At 36.7% G+C, this 20,755-nt stretch carries 15 protein-coding genes; 14 read left to right on the top strand and 1 reads right to left on the bottom strand.

Translation table 11 applies throughout. The features are described from left to right. Nucleotides 1-14 precede the first annotated feature (14 nt). From pflA to EJN67_RS06110, 14 genes are all read left to right on the top strand, one after another. On the top strand, nucleotides 15-722 hold the full coding sequence (gene pflA / locus EJN67_RS06175) for a pyruvate formate-lyase-activating protein (RefSeq protein WP_165000769.1): 708 nt from the start codon (nucleotides 15-17) through the stop codon (nucleotides 720-722). Nucleotides 723-852: 130 nt separating this feature from the next. Continuing rightward, nucleotides 853-1,605 (top strand): exodeoxyribonuclease III, encoded by a 753-nt coding sequence (locus EJN67_RS06170; RefSeq protein ID WP_129723475.1) that lies wholly within the window; start codon nucleotides 853-855, stop codon nucleotides 1,603-1,605. A 231-nt stretch (nucleotides 1,606-1,836) separates the two neighbouring features. Next, on the top strand, nucleotides 1,837-2,286 hold the full coding sequence (locus tag EJN67_RS06165; RefSeq protein ID WP_129723474.1) for a MarR family winged helix-turn-helix transcriptional regulator: 450 nt from the start codon (nucleotides 1,837-1,839) through the stop codon (nucleotides 2,284-2,286). A 20-nt stretch (nucleotides 2,287-2,306) separates the two neighbouring features. Further along, complete coding sequence (locus tag EJN67_RS06160) at nucleotides 2,307-4,034, top strand: ABC transporter ATP-binding protein (protein WP_129723473.1); 1,728 nt, start codon at nucleotides 2,307-2,309, stop codon at nucleotides 4,032-4,034. Then, a complete protein-coding gene (locus EJN67_RS06155; protein WP_129723472.1) occupies nucleotides 4,031-5,911 on the top strand; it encodes an ABC transporter ATP-binding protein in 1,881 nt (626 codons plus the stop codon). The genes EJN67_RS06160 and EJN67_RS06155 overlap by 4 nt, the downstream gene beginning before the upstream one ends. Before the next feature lie 167 nt (nucleotides 5,912-6,078). Then, nucleotides 6,079-6,348 carry an ACT domain-containing protein gene (locus EJN67_RS06150; protein WP_129723471.1) on the top strand — a complete coding sequence of 90 codons (270 nt, stop codon included), beginning with the start codon at nucleotides 6,079-6,081 and terminating at the stop codon, nucleotides 6,346-6,348. A 15-nt stretch (nucleotides 6,349-6,363) separates the two neighbouring features. Further along, nucleotides 6,364-7,719: a PFL family protein gene (locus tag EJN67_RS06145; RefSeq protein ID WP_207207977.1), complete on the top strand. Its 1,356-nt coding sequence runs from the start codon at nucleotides 6,364-6,366 to the stop codon at nucleotides 7,717-7,719. 105 nt (nucleotides 7,720-7,824) lie between these two features. Then, nucleotides 7,825-10,179 (top strand): ATP-dependent DNA helicase, encoded by a 2,355-nt coding sequence (locus EJN67_RS06140; RefSeq protein WP_129723469.1) that lies wholly within the window; start codon nucleotides 7,825-7,827, stop codon nucleotides 10,177-10,179. 83 nt (nucleotides 10,180-10,262) lie between these two features. Next, on the top strand, nucleotides 10,263-10,802 hold the full coding sequence (locus EJN67_RS06135) for a DUF6512 family protein (RefSeq protein WP_129723468.1): 540 nt from the start codon (nucleotides 10,263-10,265) through the stop codon (nucleotides 10,800-10,802). 81 nt (nucleotides 10,803-10,883) lie between these two features. Beyond that, nucleotides 10,884-11,921, top strand: a complete 1,038-nt coding sequence (locus EJN67_RS06130) for a DUF2804 family protein (protein WP_129723467.1) — start codon at nucleotides 10,884-10,886, stop codon at nucleotides 11,919-11,921. A 119-nt stretch (nucleotides 11,922-12,040) separates the two neighbouring features. Beyond that, complete coding sequence (locus tag EJN67_RS06125; RefSeq protein WP_129723466.1) at nucleotides 12,041-13,573, top strand: glycoside hydrolase family 31 protein; 1,533 nt, start codon at nucleotides 12,041-12,043, stop codon at nucleotides 13,571-13,573. A gap of 350 nt (nucleotides 13,574-13,923) precedes the next feature. Further along, nucleotides 13,924-16,614, top strand: a complete 2,691-nt coding sequence (locus EJN67_RS06120) for a calcium-transporting P-type ATPase, PMR1-type (protein WP_129723465.1) — start codon at nucleotides 13,924-13,926, stop codon at nucleotides 16,612-16,614. 111 nt (nucleotides 16,615-16,725) lie between these two features. Then, nucleotides 16,726-17,754, top strand: coding sequence for a Gfo/Idh/MocA family protein (locus EJN67_RS06115; RefSeq protein WP_129723464.1), 1,029 nt, complete (start codon nucleotides 16,726-16,728; stop codon nucleotides 17,752-17,754). Between the two features lie 66 nt (nucleotides 17,755-17,820). After that, the gene (locus EJN67_RS06110) at nucleotides 17,821-20,196 is read left to right on the top strand and encodes a DNA internalization-related competence protein ComEC/Rec2 (RefSeq protein WP_165000768.1); all 2,376 of its coding nucleotides are present in this window, start codon (nucleotides 17,821-17,823) and stop codon (nucleotides 20,194-20,196) included. Nucleotides 20,197-20,198: 2 nt separating this feature from the next. Here EJN67_RS06110 and EJN67_RS06105 read toward each other — a convergent pair whose 3' ends face one another. Then, nucleotides 20,199-20,732 carry a DUF4358 domain-containing protein gene (locus EJN67_RS06105; RefSeq protein ID WP_129723462.1) on the bottom strand — a complete coding sequence of 178 codons (534 nt, stop codon included), beginning with the start codon at nucleotides 20,730-20,732 and terminating at the stop codon, nucleotides 20,199-20,201. Nucleotides 20,733-20,755 lie beyond the last annotated feature (23 nt).

Genomic DNA, 20,755 nt, shown 5'->3' with positions numbered 1-20,755 from the left:
GGGGAGGCATTATTATGACTGGAAAAATTCATTCTATAGAAACTATGGGTCTTACAGATGGTCCTGGCATCAGATCTGTAGTATTTTTTCAAGGTTGTAGACTAAGATGTGCATATTGCCATAACCCTGATACATGGAGCAGAGATGGCGGGAGGGAATTTACGGCAGAAGAACTGTTAAAAAAGGTATTGCGCTTTAAACCATATTTTGAAAGGTCAGGAGGAGGTATTACCTGCTCGGGCGGTGAGCCCCTTCTTCAGCCTGAATTCCTGGTTGAATTTTTAAAATTGTGCAAGGAGAATGGTATTAATACTGCCATCGATACAGCGGGATTTGGCAATGGACAATATGAGGAAGTACTAAGATATACAGATTTGGTGCTATTGGATATAAAGCATGTAAATGACGAAGGATATGAGAGGCTTACAGGTAGAGGCTTCAGGGATTTTTGGAATTTTGTAGATGCTTTAAACAATCTGGACAAGGCTATATGGATTAGGCATGTGGTTGTACCAGGGATTACGGATAGCAAGGAGCATATAGAAAAACTAAGGAAAATGATAAAGGGGTTTAATAATGTAAAGAAGGTTGAACTTCTTCCCTATCATGTGCTTGGAGTAAATAAATATAGGGAGATGGGTATACCATATAGATTAGATGGCATACGCCCGATGAGCAAGGACAAGATAGAAAAGCTTGAACATATATTAAAAGTAAGTTAGATAAAAAGTCTTATATGGGAGATTTTCCATGTAAGACTTTTTGTTTTGATACCCTCGTAAATTTACATTTTTATAAATAAAGATGGTATGGTATTATATAGCTATTATATATTTTGCAGGGGGTTATTATATGAAACTGGTTTCTTGGAATGTAAATGGTCTTAGAGCCTGTATTAATAAAGGTTTTTTAGAATATTTTACAGAGGTAGATGCCGATATATTTTGCCTTCAGGAGATAAAGCTTCAGGAAGGTCAAATAGATTTGGATCTGGAAGGATATAATCAGTATTGGAACTATGCAGTCAAGAAGGGATATTCGGGAACAGCAATATTTACTAAAGTAAAACCCTTATCGGTAAAGTATGGAGTGGGCATTGAAGAACATGATCAGGAAGGAAGGGTCATAACACTGGAGTTTGAGGATTTTTATTTAGTGACTGCATATACTCCTAATTCTCAGCGGGGTCTTACCAGACTTGATTACAGGATGAGATGGGAAGATATGTTTAGACAGTATCTCAAAGATCTAGATAGTAAAAAACCCATAATCCTATGTGGAGATCTTAATGTGGCCCATAGAGAAATTGATTTAAAGAATCCGCAATCGAATAGGAAAAATGCAGGATTTACCGATGAAGAACGGGGGAAGATGACAGCATTATTAAATTCAGGTTTTATAGATACTTTTCGATATTTTTATCCTGATAAAGAAGGTGCATATACTTGGTGGTCATATATGGCAAAATCCAGGGATAGGAATGTAGGATGGAGGATTGACTATTTTATCATATCTGAAAGATTAAAAGATAGATTAACTGATTCACAGATTCATTCTAATATATTGGGAAGTGATCATTGTCCTATTGTTTTAGAAATAGATTAAAAATTTAAGTGCTAAATGATGGCAGTCATAAATCTATTTGATTTGTGGCTGCTTTTATTAGTACAAGTATCTATTTAGATGGCTAAAGAATATAAATATATTATTTAAATTTAATACACAAAAAAATTAGTAACATATGATTTTTAACATTAAAAATGGATTGACTGATAAATATATTGATGCTAAAATATCTAATATATTTAGACATCTAAATAGTTAGGAGGGAGATAGATGGAGCCTTTTGAGGATGAATCGTTATACCATATATTTATGGATGTAATACGTTTGCACTACTACCGCACTCATACCTTACTAGATGAGATAGGGGTTTATCCTGGCCAGCCTCCCATGTTATTTGCTTTATCGAAAAAAGATGGTCAAAGCCAAACTGAGCTATCAGAAGAATTGAACTTAAAGCCTTCTACTATCACTGTAATGTTAAAAAGGATGGAAAAGGCGGAATTGGTAGAGCGAAGGGTGGATATGGAGGATCAACGTATTTCACGAGTATATATTACTGAAAAGGGGCGGACGGTTTTTGAAGAGGTAAATAGGCTAATGGATATTATAAAATCTGAATGTTTTGATAATTTTACTATGGAAGAGCTGGTGTTATTGAGGAGATTATTGATGCAAATGAGGGATAACCTTATGAAGGCAATTGATGATAAAGATATATAAAGGGCGGGAGATGAAATTTAATGCGAAAATTATTCAAAGGTTTAAAGCCATATATAAAATATGTCATTGGAGTTTTGATATTTACGTTTATAAATGCGTTGTCAGAGTTATATTTGCCAAACATGATGTCAAAGATTGTAAATAATGGCATAGTAAAAGGAGATACCAATTATATAATGAAGATCGGTGGAATTATGCTTATTGTGGCAGCTTTTTCAGCTGTGAGCATGATTTTTGCCAGCCTTTTGTCATCAAAGGCATCTATGGGATTTGGCAGGGATCTTCGTAGGAAAGTATTTGCCCATGTAGAGGAATTTTCACTTAGGGAATTTGACAGTATAGGAACTGCTTCACTTATCACTAGGACTACAAATGATATAACACAGGTTCAGCAGGTGTCTATAATGATGCTACGTATGATGGTGAGGGCACCTATGATGTGTATTGGAGGTATAATTATGGCCTTGTCCAAAAATGCAAGGCTGTCAATAATAATGTTATTTTCAATGCCTGTGTTATTTGCAGTTATATATATAGTCGGGAAAAAAGGATTTCCATTGTTCAAAATGATACAGAAAAAGATAGACCGGGTAAACCTTGTTTTACGGGAACAGCTCACAGGTATCAGAGTCATAAGGGCGTTTGATCGTACGCGTCATGAAGAAGAACGTTTTGATACGGCAAATAAGGATCTTACCGATACTAGCATAAAAGTAAATAGAATTATGACATTATTGATGCCCCTTATAAATATCATACTGAACTTTACAATAATTGCTGTTATATGGTTTGGAAGCAAGCACATAGATAGTGGTATTATGCAGGTGGGAGATTTGATGGCATTTATTCAATATGTAATGCAGATAATGTTCTCAATGGTAATGCTTTCTATGATGTTTATAATGCTTCCAAGGGCATCTGCTTCTGCGTCTAGGATAAACGAAGTACTTGATACGGTTCCAACTATTGAAGATAAAGAAAGTTTGAGTGTTATAGGTGATAAAAAAGGTTTTCTTGAGTTTAAAGATGTGACATTTAGCTATCCTGGTGCAGAAAAACCTGTCTTAACACATATCTCATTTAGTGCAAAGCCAGGAGAAACAACTGCCATAATAGGAGGTACAGGTTCGGGAAAGTCTACCCTTATAAACCTTATACCCCGTTTTTATGATGTGGATAGTGGCGCTATTTTAGTCGATGGAATTGATGTGAGGGATCTATCACAGGAGGAGTTAAGGTCTAGGATTGGCTTTGTGCCACAAAAAGCGGTTCTTTTTACAGGTACTATTGCAGATAATATCAGATATGGCAAGGAAGATGCTACTGATGAGGAGATAGGATATGCAGCGGAAATCGCTCAAGCGGCGGATTTTATATCAAACATGGATAAAGGATTTGATTCCTTTATCGCCCAAGGTGGGACTAATGTTTCCGGAGGTCAAAAACAGCGTATATCCATTGCTAGGGCTTTAGTTAGGAAACCGGAGATATATATATTTGATGATAGCTTTTCTGCCCTCGATTTTAAGACAGATGCAAGGCTTCGTAAAGCACTTAAAAAAGAAACAAAAAATGCCACTGTAATCATTGTTGCACAAAGGGTAAGTACTGTAATGGATGCAGATAGAATCATCGTTTTGGATGAGGGTAGAATTGTCGGTATAGGGAAACATAAGGAACTTTTAGCTGGATGTGAAGTATATAGGGAAATAGTATCTTCCCAGCTTTCTGAGGAGGAGATAGCATGAGAGAAGATAAAAGTAAAACAAGGCCTAATAAGAGAACAGGAAGGGGACCGGGCGGACCGAGAATGGGTATGCCTATAGAAAAGGCGAAGGATTTTAAAGGGACGCTTAAAAGACTGGTTAAGTATTTATCGCCCTATAGGGTACAACTGATAGTAGTGCTTATAATGGCTATTCTTAGTACAGTCTTTAGTATAATAAGTCCAAAGGTTATGGGTCTTACTACGGATAAGCTTTATGAAGGTATAAAGGCTAGGATGCAAGGGGTAGCAGATGCTAAGATAGATTTTAATTATATCGGTAAGATACTAGTGATTTTAGCCGGATTATATATTGCAAGTGCACTTTTTAACTATATTCAACAATTTATCATGGCTGGAATTTCGCAGAAATTAGTATATGAGTTACGAAAAGAGGTAAACTTAAAGCTCTCCCGCCTTCCACTAAAATTTTTTGACTCAAAGACCACAGGGGAGATCTTAAGCCGGGTAACCAATGATGTGGATAATATAAGTGCTACCCTGCAGCAGAGTATTACACAGCTTATTTCAGCAGCAATAACGCTTGTAGGTATAATAGCCATGATGCTTTCAATAAGTCCTATAATGACCCTTATATGTTTTGTAACACTGCCCCTTAGCATAATTGCAACAAAGGGAATAGCCTCACGCTCCCAGAGATATTTTAAAGGGCAGCAGGAAGCACTAGGGGATATAAATGGACATATAGAGGAGATGTATACTGGGCATAAGATAATAAAGGCATTTGGTCATGAAGAAAAGGCAATAGAGGAATTTAACGAGATCAATGAAAGACTTTATGAATCAAGTTGGAAGGCGCAGTTTATATCTGGTATCATAATGCCGATTATGAACTTTATAAACAATATAGGATATGTGTTTGTCTCAGTAGTTGGAGGTATATTTGTTACTAGAAATACAGTAAGTATTGGTGATATTCAGGCTTTTATACAGTATTCAAGGCATTTCACGCAGCCTATAGTACAGACTGCTGATATTGCAAATGTTATTCAGTCTACAATCGCATCGGCTGAACGCGTATTTGAACTACTGGATGAAGAAGAGGAAATACCTGATCCTGAGGATGCAAGGGTTATTGAAGAGGCTAAAGGCAGAGTGCAGTTTCAGGGTGTGCAGTTTGGATATGATGAAGGCGAAAGGCTTATAGAGGACATGAATATATATATACAGCCTGGTCAAACCATCGCTATTGTAGGTCCTACAGGTGCAGGTAAGACTACATTGGTAAATCTCCTTATGCGTTTTTATGAAATAGATGGGGGTCAAATTACTGTAGATGGGGTGGATATAAGGGAACTTAAACGTGGAAATCTTCGCAGCATATTTGGCATGGTATTGCAGGATACATGGTTGTTTAATGGCACTATAAGGGATAATATAGCATATGGGCGGGAGGATGCCACAGATTATGAGATCATTACGGCAGCGAAACTTGCTCAGGCGGATCATTTTATTAGAACCCTTCCAGATGGATATGAAACCATGCTCAATGAGGAGGCTTCAAATATCTCCCAAGGACAAAAACAGCTTTTGACCATAGCTCGTGCATTACTTGCTGATCCTAAAATTCTTATACTGGATGAGGCTACTAGCAGCGTTGATACAAGGACTGAGCTACTCATACAAAAGGCAATGGAAGAACTTATGAAAGGGAGAACCAGTTTTGTCATTGCCCATAGACTGTCTACAATACGCAATGCAGACATGATACTGGTCATGAATGACGGCCGCATCATAGAAAAAGGCACCCATGAGGAACTCATGGACAGGGGAGATTTTTATGCGGAGCTTTATAATAGCCAGTTTATAGGGGCAGATATTGAAGAAAAGGCAGTATAGAATAGTTTGAATTTTTAATATGCATCATATTGGTATCAAACTTACACCCACTTGGAGGAGTATAGAATGGGAGTTGTTTTATTCTACATTATAATATAAAATAACTTATAAAATATATGTTACTGAATATATGTCTAAACAATATAAAAGTATGGAGGTAGTATGGCATGAAGGCTATTGTCACGGTTATAGGAAAAGATAAGGTCGGTATTATATCAAATGTAAGTACCGCCTTGGCTGAATGTGATGTGAATATATTGGATATTACCCAGACTATAATGCAAGAATACTTTACAATGATGATGCTGATAGATCTGTCCAATATGAATTTGTCATTTGATGAATTGAAGGAAAAATTAGATGTTATAGGGCAACAGATGGGTGTTTCTATAAAGACGCAACATGAAGATGTGTTTAAATCCATGCATAGGATATAAGGGGTGTATTAGATGATAAATTCTTTGGAAATCTTAGAAACGGTACAGATGATAGAAAAACAAAAGTTGGATATACGAACCATCACTATGGGTATATCACTTCGTGATTGCTGCCATAGTGACGGTAATATTGCAAGACAGAAGATTTACGATAAGATTACCCATTATGCAGAGAATTTGGTTAAGGTGGGAGAAGAGATATCCATTCAATATGGCATCCCCATAATAAATAAAAGGATCTCAGTAACTCCAATATCCATGATAGCAGAATCTAGTGATGAGGAGGATTATGTAAAGTTTGCACAGACCCTTGATAAGGCGGCAAAGGAAGTAGGGGTAAACTTCATTGGTGGGTATTCTGCCCTAGTACACAAGGGTTATACAAAGGGTGATATAAAGCTTATAGAGTCCATACCGGAAGCCCTTAGTACCACTGAGAGGGTATGTTCATCTATCAATGTAGCTACTACTAAATCTGGTATAAATATGGACGCCGTAAAGAAGATGGGTGAAATCATAAAGGAGACTGCATGGCTTACTAAAGATAAGGATGGCTTAGGATGCGCCAAGCTGGTAGTGTTTGCAAATGCTGTTGAAGATAATCCTTTTATGGCAGGGGCATTTCATGGTGTAGGTGAGTCTGAATGTGTCATAAATGTAGGTATAAGCGGTCCTGGTACTGTAAAGGCGGCACTTGAAAATGTAAAGGGTGAGAGCTTTGATGTAGTGTCTGAAACCATAAAGAAGACTGCATTTAAAATTACCAGAATGGGGCAATTGGTTGCCCATGAGGCATCAAAGAGACTTAACGTGCCATTTGGGATTGTGGATCTATCCCTTGCACCTACTCCGGATGTAGGTGATAGTGTTGCGCGAATAATTGAAGAGATGGGTATAGAAAGCTGTGGCGCTCCAGGGACAACTGCGGCAGTTGCATTATTAAACGATGCTGTTAAAAAAGGTGGTATTATGGCATCTTCACATGTAGGTGGACTAAGTGGTGCATTTATACCGGTAAGTGAGGATGAAGGCATGATTGCAGCAGTAAACAATGGCTCACTTAATATAGAAAAGCTGGAGGCCATGACATGCGTGTGCTCAGTTGGCTTGGATATGATAGCAATACCGGGCGATACTCCCGCCACTACCATATCTGCAATTATTGCCGATGAAGCGGCTATAGGTATGATAAATAGCAAGACAACGGCGGTTAGGATCATCCCGGCGCCGGGCAAAAAGGCGGGAGATACTGTAGAGTTCGGTGGGCTTTTAGGCAGGGCGCCTGTAATGGAAGTGAGTCGATTTTCAAGCAGTGATTTTGCTAATAGAGGCGGGAGGATCCCCGCTCCAATACACAGCTTCAAGAATTAACAAAGAAATCCTCGTAGGGCTTTATCCTACGGGGTTTTTTTATGCGTTTCATATGATATAATTATGTTTAGACAAATGTAAAAAACACTCTAAAGGTGGATTGCTATGGATAATCAAATGGAAGTAAAAATTTCTGTTCGCGATCTAGTGGAATTTATCTTACGTTCAGGCAGTATAGATTCTAGCTTTATAGGTAGCAATAGGGCAGTAGAAGGCACAAGGATACACCAAAAGATACAAAGGTCTTTTAAAGAGGGATATGAGTCAGAGGTTGTGCTAAAATATACAGTTAACTACAAAGATTTTCTGTTGACTGTTGAAGGACGGGCTGATGGGATTATTCATCAGAATGATATGGTAATTATAGATGAGATCAAGACTACTACGGCTCCCTTGGAGATGATAGATGAGCATTTCAATCCCCTACACTGGGCTCAAGCAAAATGTTATGCCTATATTTATGCAGAGCAATATCATATTGAGGATACAAATGTTAGACTTACGTATTATCAACTGGATTTAGATGAGATAAAATATATAGACAAATGTTTTAGCTTTGACGAGCTAAAGACTTTTTTCCAAACCATTACCGATGAATATTATAAATGGGCTAAAAAAACATTTGACTGGAACGTAGAAAAAATTGCAGCTATTAAAGATCTAAAATTTCCTTATGAAGATTATAGGAAAGGGCAGCGGGAGATGGCAGTAGCTGTATACAAGACAATTGAAAATGAGAAGAAATTATTTGCCCAGGCACCTACAGGGATTGGCAAGACAATTTCAGCCATATTCCCAGCTATAAAGGCCATGGGTGAGGGTCATACATCCAAGATCTTTTATCTAACAGCAAAGACTATAACGAGGACTGCGGCTCAGGATGCCTTTTCCATAATGAGAGAGAAGGGTCTCAAACTAAAATATATTATCCTAACTGCAAAGGAGAAAATCTGCTTTAATGATGAAACCATATGCACACCTGAAGAATGTATATATGCAAGTGGTCACTTTGATAGGGTAAATGCTGCTATAGATGATATACTCTCAAACGAGGATGAATTATCAAGGGAAATTATAGAGGAGTATGCCAAAAAGCATAGAGTATGTCCTTTTGAATTTTCCCTCGATCTCACGTTATGGGCCGATGCTATAATATGTGACTACAATTATGTTTTTGATCCCAGTGTATATCTAAAGAGATTTTTTATGGACAGGGGAGGCGACTATACCGTATTAATCGATGAAGCACATAACTTAGTGGATAGATCCAGGGAGATGTTTTCGGCGGAGTTATACAAAAGGCCTTTTCTTGATTTAAAGAGAATGATGAAGGAAGAATCGCCTAAAATATCAAAGGAACTGGGCAAGATAAATAAGTTCATGCTTGATATGGGTAAGTTGTGTGGGGAAAATGGATATTTTATAGTAAAAGAGCCTCATGAAAAGATATATGCCTTGTTAAAAACATTTATGCATTTATCGGAGGAATATCTTTTAAAGCATAAAGATGGTGAAGTATATGAAAAGCTCCTCCAATTGTATTTTGATTGTGTATCTTTTACAAGGATATGGGAGCTTTATGATGAGAGGTATACTACATATGTAGAAAAGACAGATGATGATGTAAAGATAAAATTGTTCTGTCTGGATCCGTCATATCAATTAAGAGAGGTACTAAAAAAATGCAGGGCATCTGTATTTTTCTCTGCTACGCTGTTGCCCATGGGTTATCACAGAAATATACTAGGTGGTAGTGAAGAGGATTATGGCATATACTTAGATTCTCCTTTTAGTATCGATAATAGACGTATACTTATTGCAGATAACATATCTACAAGGTATCGGGATAGGGAACAAAGCTATGGGGTGATAGCAGATTATATAAAGGCGGTTATTAGTGCAAAGGCAGGTAACTATATGGTGTTTTTTCCATCATATCAATACATGGATGCTGTATATGATGTGTTTATAGAGAGATATTCTGGGATAAATGCCTATGCCCAACTGCCGGGGATGACTGAGAAAGAGAGGGAAAAATTTTTAGAATTTTTCCGGCCTAATCCAGAAGAGAGCGGCATAGGTTTTTGCGTTTTAGGTGGTATATATTCAGAGGGTATCGATCTTAAGTATGATAGATTGATTGGTGTAATAATAGTTGGGGTGGGTTTACCTCAGATATGTCTGGAGAGAAATATAATAAGGGAGTATTTTGAGGAAAGTCAAAATCTAGGGTATGCATATGCATATATGTATCCTGGTATGAATAAGGTATTACAGGCTGCTGGAAGGCTTATAAGATCTGAAGAGGATAAGGGTATAATACTTCTAATAGATGATAGATTTAAATATCAGAGTTACCAAAGGTTGTTTCCCAAGGAGTGGTTTCCGTATATGAGGGTTAATGAATTAAATATAGATAGATGCATAAAAAATTTTTGGCGGGAGAAATTGCCAGATTAAGACTAAAACTGTTTGATATATAAAAATAGTGTATATTTGGTTATAATATATATTAGGATAATATAGAAAGGAAAAATGAGAAAATGGGAAACATAAAGAAACGGGTCTTAATCTGGGAAATTATAGGAGTGTTTTGGATTATAGGCATTGGAAGCCTACTACATTTTGTATATGAATGGTCAGGTAATTCAAATTTGGTGGCATTCATTGCCCCAGTAAATGAAAGCTTATGGGAACATCTAAAATTGGGGTATTGGTCCCTTGTGTTATTCTCTTTAATTGAGTATTGGTTTATAAGATATGATGTTACGGGATTTTTTTTAGGTAAGGCTTTAGGTATAGCTACATTGGAGCTCTTTGTAGTAGCAGTATTCTATACATATAAGGCAATAACAGGTAAGAATATTCTATGGATAGATATAGTCTCTTATGTAGTTGGTGCTATTTTATGCCAGTTAGTTAGTCTATCAATTCTTAAAAAGAAGAGTGGAAAATCAGGCGAAGTTGCAGGGGGTATAATTCTTATAGTATTTGGCATATTATTCATGGTATTTACTTTCTATACACCCCATTTGCCTATCTTTAAGGATCCTGTAACAGGGGGATATGGGGTAATTAAGTGATACTTATAGGCAGGGGTTTTGTAACCCATGTAAAGATTGGAGGAATAGTATAAAAGATAAAAATATGGGGGAGGGTCTGGTGTGGGGGTATATCATAGGGAGATAAATGAACCTATCAATTGTTTGGTAAATACAGAGGGGTTATTTAACTTTGGGACATATAATACGGCAATTCCTAAAATAAACATGTTGGATGCAAAAAATCCATTAGGCTTTTGTAATTGTAATTGGTTTAAATCCTTTAGGCTCAAAGAATGGGAGGCATTTCAGTTAGGTAACGACGAGGTATTTGTATTTGGAGTCGTGTACAATGCTAAAATAGCAGTTTTTATATTATTGATCATATATGATAAGACAAATGACCAGACATATAAATATCAAAAAATAGTTAATCCATCTAAGGCTATTGTAGCATCTGGAATGCTAGATACATATACTAATTGCTCCACAAGTGGATATGGTTTATTTTTTCATAATAATCTTGAGGAAGATGAAATTGACATCTTCGCTAAATTTACTTCTAGTGATAAACTTCCTGAAGCGGTCATAGATATAACAGCATATCATATCACACAGCCAATAGTTGTATGCCATCCATTAGGAGAGAATAGGGCTATGTATTCACATAAAAATTTTATGCCTGTAGAAGGGTATATGTTCCTTAAAGATAGGGAGATAGCATTTGATCCAGATAAAGCATATATGATGATAGATGATCATAAAGGGTACTATCCATGGAATTTGAAGTATGACTGGGTAATGGGATGTGGTTATGATAATAAGGGACAATTATTTGGATTTAACTTGACACATAATCAGGTGATAGACCCTGAAAAATATAATGAGAATTGTATCTGGTTGGATGGGACAATGAATGTTTTGCCTCCTATAAATGTATACATGGGAAAAAAGGTCTGGATTATTAAAGATGAATATGGTATGGTAGATTTGCGGTTTTATCCTGTTACAGAGGCTAGTATAAAGTTCAATCTTTTGCTTATATGTTCAGATTATGAAGCACCCATAGGAAGATTTGAAGGCTTTTTTGATTTAGATGGCAGGTATATACAAATAGGGGAATGCTTTGGAATGGGGGAAAAGACAAGGTATAGGATTTAACGTAATAGGATATAGATCTTTTTTATTTTAAAATTCCATTAGATTTAGTAATCGATATTATTTATAAAAGATCGGTAAGTTGATTCTGAAGTTTTAAAATGTATACTGGAGGTAATAGAATGGGAGAGAATGGGGTTAAAGTAAAGTTATTATTAGGAGAGTACTGGTGGGGCGGAGCAGTTATGGATGGGATTTATATGCCCTATGGCGATAAAAATTTTAAACGGGAATTAAATCCGAACAAGACATTCAATCAGGCAGTACCATTTTTGGTATCAAATAAAGGCAGATATATATGGTCAGATGACCCATTTGATTTTAGAATTGAAGAAGGTTTTTTATATATTGAAAATTGTGAAGGTGAAATAATAAAAGAAGAAGGCTTTGATAGTCTAAAAGAGGCATACAAGGCGGCACAAAACAAGCATTTTCCTCCAAGCGGAAAACTACCAGAAGAATTGCTATTTACTGCTCCACAATATAATACATGGATAGAGCTTATGTATGATCAAAGGGAAGATAAAATATTAGAGTATGCCCAATCTATTATAGATAATGGATTTCCTCCGGGAATTTTAATGGTAGATGATAATTGGCAGGAGGACTATGGAGTTTGGAAATTTCATGCTGAACGTTTTAAAAATCCTAAGGGTATGATCAATAAGCTTCATGACTTAGGTTTTAAGGTAATGTTATGGGTTTGCCCCTTTGTAAGTCCCGATAGTGCAACCTTTAGGGATCTGGCAAAAAAAGATTTTTTTATAAAAGACGGCAATGGAGAGATTGCCATAAGAGAGTGGTGGAATGGTTTTAGTGCTGTGCTGGATTTTACAAATGAAGAAGTTTGTAAATACTTTTATGGACAGCTGAAAAGCTTAGTTGATGAATATGGGGTAGATGGTTTTAAGTTTGATGCAGGAGATCCTGTTTATTATAGTAAAGATGATAATTGTCATGTACCCTCCCATCCTAATGTGCATTGCGAAAAATATGGGTTATTTGGACTTGAATTTAAGTTAAATGAGTTTAGGGCGTGCTGGAAGAATGGTGGACAGCCATTGGTACAGCGACTTTCGGATAAGGCACATAGCTGGGGTTATGATGGGCTTGCCACACTTATTCCAAATGGTTTGGCTCAAGGTTTAATGGGCTATTCATTTGTTTGTCCCGATATGATAGGTGGAGGAGAATATCAAAGTTTTCTTGCAAGTTCAAATAATCTAGATGAAGAATTATTTGTAAGGTATGCTCAGTGTTCAGCATTGTTTCCTATGATGCAGTTTTCTGCAGCCCCCTGGAGGGTATTGAGTAAAAAGTACAGTGTCTATTGTTTGCAAGCGGCACTACTGCATAAAAAGATGGGTTTAGAGATACTTGAGATAGCAAAGAGATCTGCCATAACTGGTGAACCCATAATAAGACCTATGGCATATGAATTCCCAGAGGGGAATTATGAAAATATTCATGATCAGTTTATGTTAGGAGAAAATATCTTGGTCGCACCAGTATTGAAAAAAGGTATGACAAAGAGGAAGGTGATTTTTCCAAAAGGTAAATGGCAGGATGGGGATGGGGATATTATAGAGGGCCCTAAAATGGAGATGGTTGATGCACCTATTAATAAGCTGCCATGGTTCAGAAAGATAGACTAGATGAAAATATGAATATAAATATAAAGGGCATTATATCTATTATTTTATAAAATTCTTGGCGGTTTTCTATATTTAAGTTTTTATTGAAAATATATGGTATATAGTATATAATATTCATAAATAAAGGGGAGTAGCTGGCAGATGAGCTGCTATAATTAGTCGACATCACGGTTTTATGCCCGGCTAATTATCAAGAAAGCGAGACCTTTGTTTAGGCAATGCTGATTTGTTTAAACAAAGGTTTTTTTGTTTCTATTAAACATTTCAGTAGTTGCATGTAATAACTTATTAAATTCTAGTAAATCATGATATAAGAAGTTAAAATAATAACAAGAAAGGACGAAAGAAAAATGGAATGGTATACAAAAAGCATACAAGATGCCATTAAAGACCTTTCATCCGACAAGGACAGGGGACTTGGGAGCGAAGAGGCAGAAAAGAGGTTGGAGAAATTTGGATCAAATGAACTGGAAGAGGGAGGAAAGGCCAGTCTACTCTCAAAGATATTGGCTCAATTTAAGGATTTTCTCGTAATAATACTTATAGTGGCTAGTATAATATCTGCCTTTGTTGGTGAAACAAGTGATGCTATAGTCATAATAGCTATTGTAATAGTAAATGCAGTACTAGGCATTGTTCAGGAAGGTAAGGCGGAGAAGGCATTGGAATCACTGCAAAAGATGTCATCGCCAAATGCAAAGGTTATAAGAGATGGAGAGTTAACTACAGTACCTGCAACCACTATAGTTCCAGGGGATATTGTGGTTTTGGAGGCGGGAGATATAGTGCCTGCTGATTTAAGGCTTATTGAAAGTTCGAATTTAAAGATAGAAGAGGCATCCCTTACAGGGGAATCAGTCCCAGTAGAAAAGGATTTTAGCAAGGTTTTAATGGAGGATGCACCATTAGGTGATAGACAGAATATGGCGTATATGGGCACTGTGATTACCTATGGAAGGGGGAAGGGTTTAGTTATTGGTACTGGTACATCCACAGAGATGGGTAAGATAGCTCAAATGCTTAATACTTTTAAAGCCGAATCCACGCCATTACAGAAAAAGCTGGATCAATTGGGTAAATATCTGGGGATAGCCTGCTTGATAGTTTGTGGACTGGTATTTGCAATAGGTTTGTTGCAGGGAAGGGATATATTGGACATGTTTATGACATCCATAAGTTTAGCAGTAGCTGCCATACCAGAAGGACTTCCAGCCATTGTTACCATAGTGTTGGCCCTTGGTATGAACAGGATGGTAAAGCGAAATGCAATAGTAAAAAAGCTTTTAGCAGTAGAGACTTTAGGGGCTACCACAGTCATATGTTCGGATAAAACTGGTACATTGACCCAGAATGAAATGACTGTAGTAAAGATATATGCCGGAGGAGAAGTGCTAGATGTATCGGGAAGGGGATATGGTCCGGAAGGTAGTTTTACGCTTAACGATAAGGAGATAGACATAGATTCAAAGGGAGAGGCAAAGACTCTATTATGTATAGGAGGATTATGCAGCGATGCTTCATTGAATAATGATAAGGAAAATGGTACATGGAATATAGTTGGTGATCCTACAGAAGGAGCGCTTATTACTTTGGCAGGTAAGGGAAATATGACAAAGCAAGGCCTAAATGGGAAATATCCAAGGATTAATGAAATACCCTTTGATTCCGATAGAAAGATGATGACCACATTTCATGATAATTTTATGCAAGATAGGGTAGTATCCTTTACAAAAGGTGCCCCCGATATAATCATTAATAGATGTACAAAGGTACTTTTAAATGGTCGGGAGTTGCCAATGACTGATGAAATGAGGGAGAAAGTTCTGCATACCAACGCCTCCTTCTCAAAATCTGCCCTTAGGGTATTGGCATTTGCCATGAGGACTTATGATACTATACCAGATGTGATTACTTCGGAAGAGATAGAAAAGGATTTGACCCTTGTAGGTTTAGTAGGAATGATAGATCCACCACGTAGTGAGGCAGCAGAAGCTATAGAGGTATGCAAGCAGGCAGGAATCAAGACTATAATGATAACCGGTGATTACAAGGACACGGCCTTTGCCATTGCCAAAGAGCTTGGGATTGCAGAGCGGGAGGATCAGGTAATGGCGGGAGATGAGTTAAACAAAATTTCTGATGACGAATTGGCTGAACGGGTAGAGGATATCAGGGTTTTTGCCAGGGTTTCACCTGAACATAAGGTAAGGATAGTAGAGGCATTAAAGAAAAATGGTGAGATAGTTGCAATGACAGGTGATGGGGTAAATGATGCTCCCGCCCTTAAAAGGGCAGATATTGGTGTATCCATGGGTATAACAGGGACGGATGTAGCTAAAAATACTGCTGAAGTAATATTGATGGATGACAATTTTGCAACTATTGTATCTGCAGTGGAAGAAGGTAGAATAATATATAGCAACATTAGAAAGTTCGTATTCTTCCTTTTATCATGTAATGTAGGTGAGATATTAATAGTATTTTTGAGTATATTGTTTAATTGGCCGGTACCACTACTACCTATACAGCTTTTATGGCTAAATCTGATAACAGATAGTTTTCCTGCTTTGGCTTTGGGGATGGAAAGATCCGAACCTGATATAATGAAGGTAAGACCAAGGGATGCGGATGAGCCCATATTGGATAAAAACATGGGGATAGGCATAGCAGTGCAGAGTATAGCACTTACGGTTGCTGTACTTCTTGCTTATAATTGGGCATTTAGGGCATATGACGGCAATTTGGTAATAGCACGTACTATTGCCTTTTCTACCCTTATTACTGCTGAACTTATAAGGGCATACTCCAGTAGATCAGAACGATTTACGCTGTTTGAGATAGGTTTCTTTAGCAACAAGACCATGGTTTACGCTACATTGTTATCCTTTATGCTTCTTATTTTGGTACTATATGTACCTGTACTGCAGCCCATATTTAAGAGTTATCCACTATCCATTGGAGATTGGGGAGCAGTTATAAGATATTGTATTATACCTGTCATTGCAGGAGAAATCAGCAAATTGATACGAAAAAAGCGATAATTATTCTATAAAAACACAAATTTTATTTTAAAAAGTTAAAGCAAATGTTAGAATAGTTTTATAGAATTAGAAATAATAAAAGTGGTTCAAACTACTGAGAGGTGTATGAAAATGGGCAAAGGAAAGGTAAAATTTGCAGTTCTAGGGTGTGGTAGGATTTCAGAAATACATTTAAAAGCGATAAAGAATGCACCAAATGCGGAACTTGCAGCAGTATGTGACATAGTAGAGGAGAAGGCAAAACAAGCCGCTATAGCCAATGGTCTTGACAGATGGTATACCAACTTGGATGATATGCTTGCTAAAGAAGATATAGATGTGGTAAACATTTGTACCCCCAGTGGGATGCATTCAGAGCATGCTATAGCTGTTGCGAGAACAGGACGGCATGTATTATGTGAAAAGCCTCTTGACGTAACAAGGGAAAAGATGGAGGATATGATTGACGAGTGCAAAAGATCTGGTGTGCTCTTAGGCGGTATATTTCAAAGGCGTACCAGTAGTGCGGCAAACAATACAAAAAAGGCTATAGAGGGTGGCAAGCTTGGTAGCCTGATACTTGCAGATGCTTCTTTAAAGTATTATAGGAGTCAGGAATATTATGATGGTGATCCATGGAGAGGTACCTGGGAACTAGATGGTGGTGGTGCCCTGATGAATCAGGGGATACATGGGATAGACCTTATTCAGTGGATGATGGGTGGTATTGACAGTGTATATGCAAATTGTGCTACTCTAGCAAGAAAGATAGAGGTTGAAGATACTGCTGTAATATTGGTAAAGTTTAAAAATGGAGCATTAGGTACCATTGAAGGATCTACGGCAGTATATCCAGGGCAGGATACGATATTTTCCATACAAGGTGAAAAAGGTACGATTTCCTTTGGAGATAAGGGATTTTATTGTTGGAAGTTTATGGGCAAGGATGAAGAGGCACCAGAGGTCTCAGACAGTTTGGGTGGAATAAACTGTGGATGGAATGATTTGAATTTTGGACATACCATACAGGTACAGGATATGGCTGAAGCTGTTTTAGAGAACAGGCAGCCCATGGTTACCGGTGAAGATGCTAAAAAAGCGGTTGAAATTATACTTGCAATTTACGAATCTTCCAAGACGGGTAAGGAAGTGAAATTATAATATTGTCTTAACATGGCCATAAATATATGGTAAAATAGTAAAAAATGATAAATTGGGGTAATGGGTATGCAGGATATATGGGTAAAACGCCCTATGCTTTGGATAACTATGGCATACATATTAGGCGTACTTATAAGTATAAATATTTTTTTGGGCAGCTTGGTATTATTAATCATGGCTGCCTCTTTATTATGTATTTCTTTTATACTCATAAGGAAAAATAGATGGCAATACTCATTTCCCATAATATTAATTGTATTTATGTTAGTAGGGATATTAAATTGTAATAGAGTATGGTATAGAAAAAGTATATTGCCAGACTTTGCAGATAAAAATGTAACCGTGCAAGGACAGATCATAGATTTTCCCCGTTATGGCGGGGATAAGGACGTATATGTAATAAAGACCAGATCTATTGTTCATGGGCAAAAGGTCATTGCTGTAGATGATCGGATATACCTTGCCATATATAAAGACAAAAGCAAAATATCGCCAAGGTATCATAAAGGAGATATATTGGCGATCCGGGGATCAATAGCTATTCCACCGGGTAGAAGGAATCCGAAATGTTTTGATTACAGGGCTTTTTTAAAAAGACAAGGCATAAATGCTACAATGGGTGTCAGACCTTACAGCATATCATATATAGGAAAAGGGAAAATTAATCCTTTAGAAAAATGTATATATAATTCAAGGATTAAGATGGAAAGGGTTATAGATAGCTGTGTAGGTGATGTATATGCTAAGTTTATAAAAACTATCATATTAGGGGAGAGGTGGCTTTTACCATCGGATATAAGTGAGGATTTTGCACAGACAGGCCTTGCGCATATTTTATCCATATCAGGACTTCATGTAGGTTTTATTTTGGCGGGGATATCGTTTATTCTGGATAGATTTTATCTATCCAGAATATCTGCCTTTTCTATTAAGACATTTATAATTGTACTCTATTGTGCCCTTATAGGGGCACCACATGCAGCTATTAGATCTACTATTATGGCTATAGTGTATCTAGGGGGGCAAGTACTTGATAAAAAGGCTGATCCACTAAATACAATCTCCATAGCTGCGTTTTGCATACTACTACTAAACCCCCTTGCCATCATGGACGTGGGATTTCAACTTTCATTTATTGCCGTTTTAGGTATAATATCATTCTATGAACGTTTTAATCAAAAATTTATACATTTTCCCCGGTATATCAGGGTATCTATCTCCACCACATTAGCTGCTCAGATAGGGGTATGGCCTATCATTGCCTATAATTTTAATACCATATCTCCCATATCATTAATTGCAAATATTGTATTAGTACCTTTGGCAGGATTGCTCATTATTTTAAGTTTTTTATTCATACCCATTATTACAATTCTCCCCATTGCTGGTAACTCATTGGGCCTAATACTATCCAGTCTTTGTAATATGATAATTCAAATTAATAGATTTATGTCTAACATACCGCTAGGTTTTATGTATATAATATCACTGCCGGTTATATTTATAATATGCTATTATGTTTTTCTATTTGTAATGTCAAAGGGTGGAGATAGGTTTAAGATATATAGAAATAAATTGCTGATTTGTCTTATTTGTGTCATGATTTTTTCTGTTGTAATGCCATTTTTTGATCATTCATTCAAGGTAGTATTTGTAGATGTTGGACAAGGGGATTGTATATATATAAGGACGCCTGATAGAAAAAATATACTGGTGGATGGAGGAGGGCGTCCCAAGTGGCAGGGTGGAGATTTTGATGTGGGGAAGGATATAGTAGTTCCTTTTTTGCTAAAGAATGGGGTAGGAAGTATAGATTTAATGGTTGCATCACATGGACATGATGATCATATAGGTGGACTGGTGTCGGTAGCCGGTATGCTGCCAGTTAAAAATATAATGTATTATCCTTCAAGAGATAAGAGTGAAACATATAATAGCTTAATGTATTTATCAAATGAAAAAAAGATAAAACATATAAGGGCTTCTGCAGGTCAAAGGTATAAAATAGGGCAGAATGTGTATATGGATGTGTTATACCCACCAAATGATCAAGATATAGTAAACAGACTGTATGAGCAAAATGAAAATAATCTATCTCTTGTTCTACTCGTACAGTATGGAGATAGCAAACTGCTTTTAACTGGTGATATAGAACAGGGGGTAGAGAGATATTTAGCTTCTCAGGGTATGATACCAGTTGATATTTTAAAAGTGCCACACCATGGTAGTAGCACTTCCTCATCTGAGGATTTTCTTAATGAAATATCACCTAAAGGGGCGATTATTCAGGTAGGTAAGAATAATTTTGGACATCCCAATCCAGAGGTTATAAATAGGCTTGAGGATAGGGATGTCGCCATATTTAGAAACGATATAAATGGAGCTATAATATGCACATATAAAAAAGGAAAATGGGTTATACATTATATGCTGGATGATTAAGATTATTTTAGCATTTCATCAAATATAGTTTCAATTTTATCGGGATTGTCATAGGTTACATATAATAAATAGTTTCCCTTTTCTTTAATGATAGTATTCTCTACTTTCTTATATTGATCTGGCAGATAATGTTCCCAGATTTTCGCTTGATTTTTTCTTATATCTTCCAAGCTCTTTTTTAAATCTTGGACATTATTTTTATCTTTGGCTTTAAGTATTATGATCCTATCAGAGTTGATATTTATCACTGCCTGGAGAATTATCCCCTCTTCAATATATTCAATATCGAGCCCATTTGAATCAATAAGGGGGTCTGTTTTTTTTGCTTTTAAATCTCCTTCTAACATGGTTGGTAAATTTCCATCCTTAAGTTCATCTTCAGGCACTCCTCCTTCTTTGAGGTCTAAAGCGATTTGTTCTTTGATATTTAACATAATATCTGAAACTGTGACCTCTTTTGTTTCTGATTGGCTACTGCATCCTATAAAAATTATTATAATCAATATAGAAACCAGGAACATGTATAATTTTTTCATGACTCTCTCCTTCAATTAGATTT

This window comes from Xylanivirga thermophila, from assembly GCF_004138105.1.
Lineage (GTDB): Bacteria > Bacillota > Clostridia > Caldicoprobacterales > Xylanivirgaceae > Xylanivirga > Xylanivirga thermophila.
Note: the sequence above shows the minus strand (reverse complement) of the source record. Positions and strands in the feature narration are given on the sequence as shown.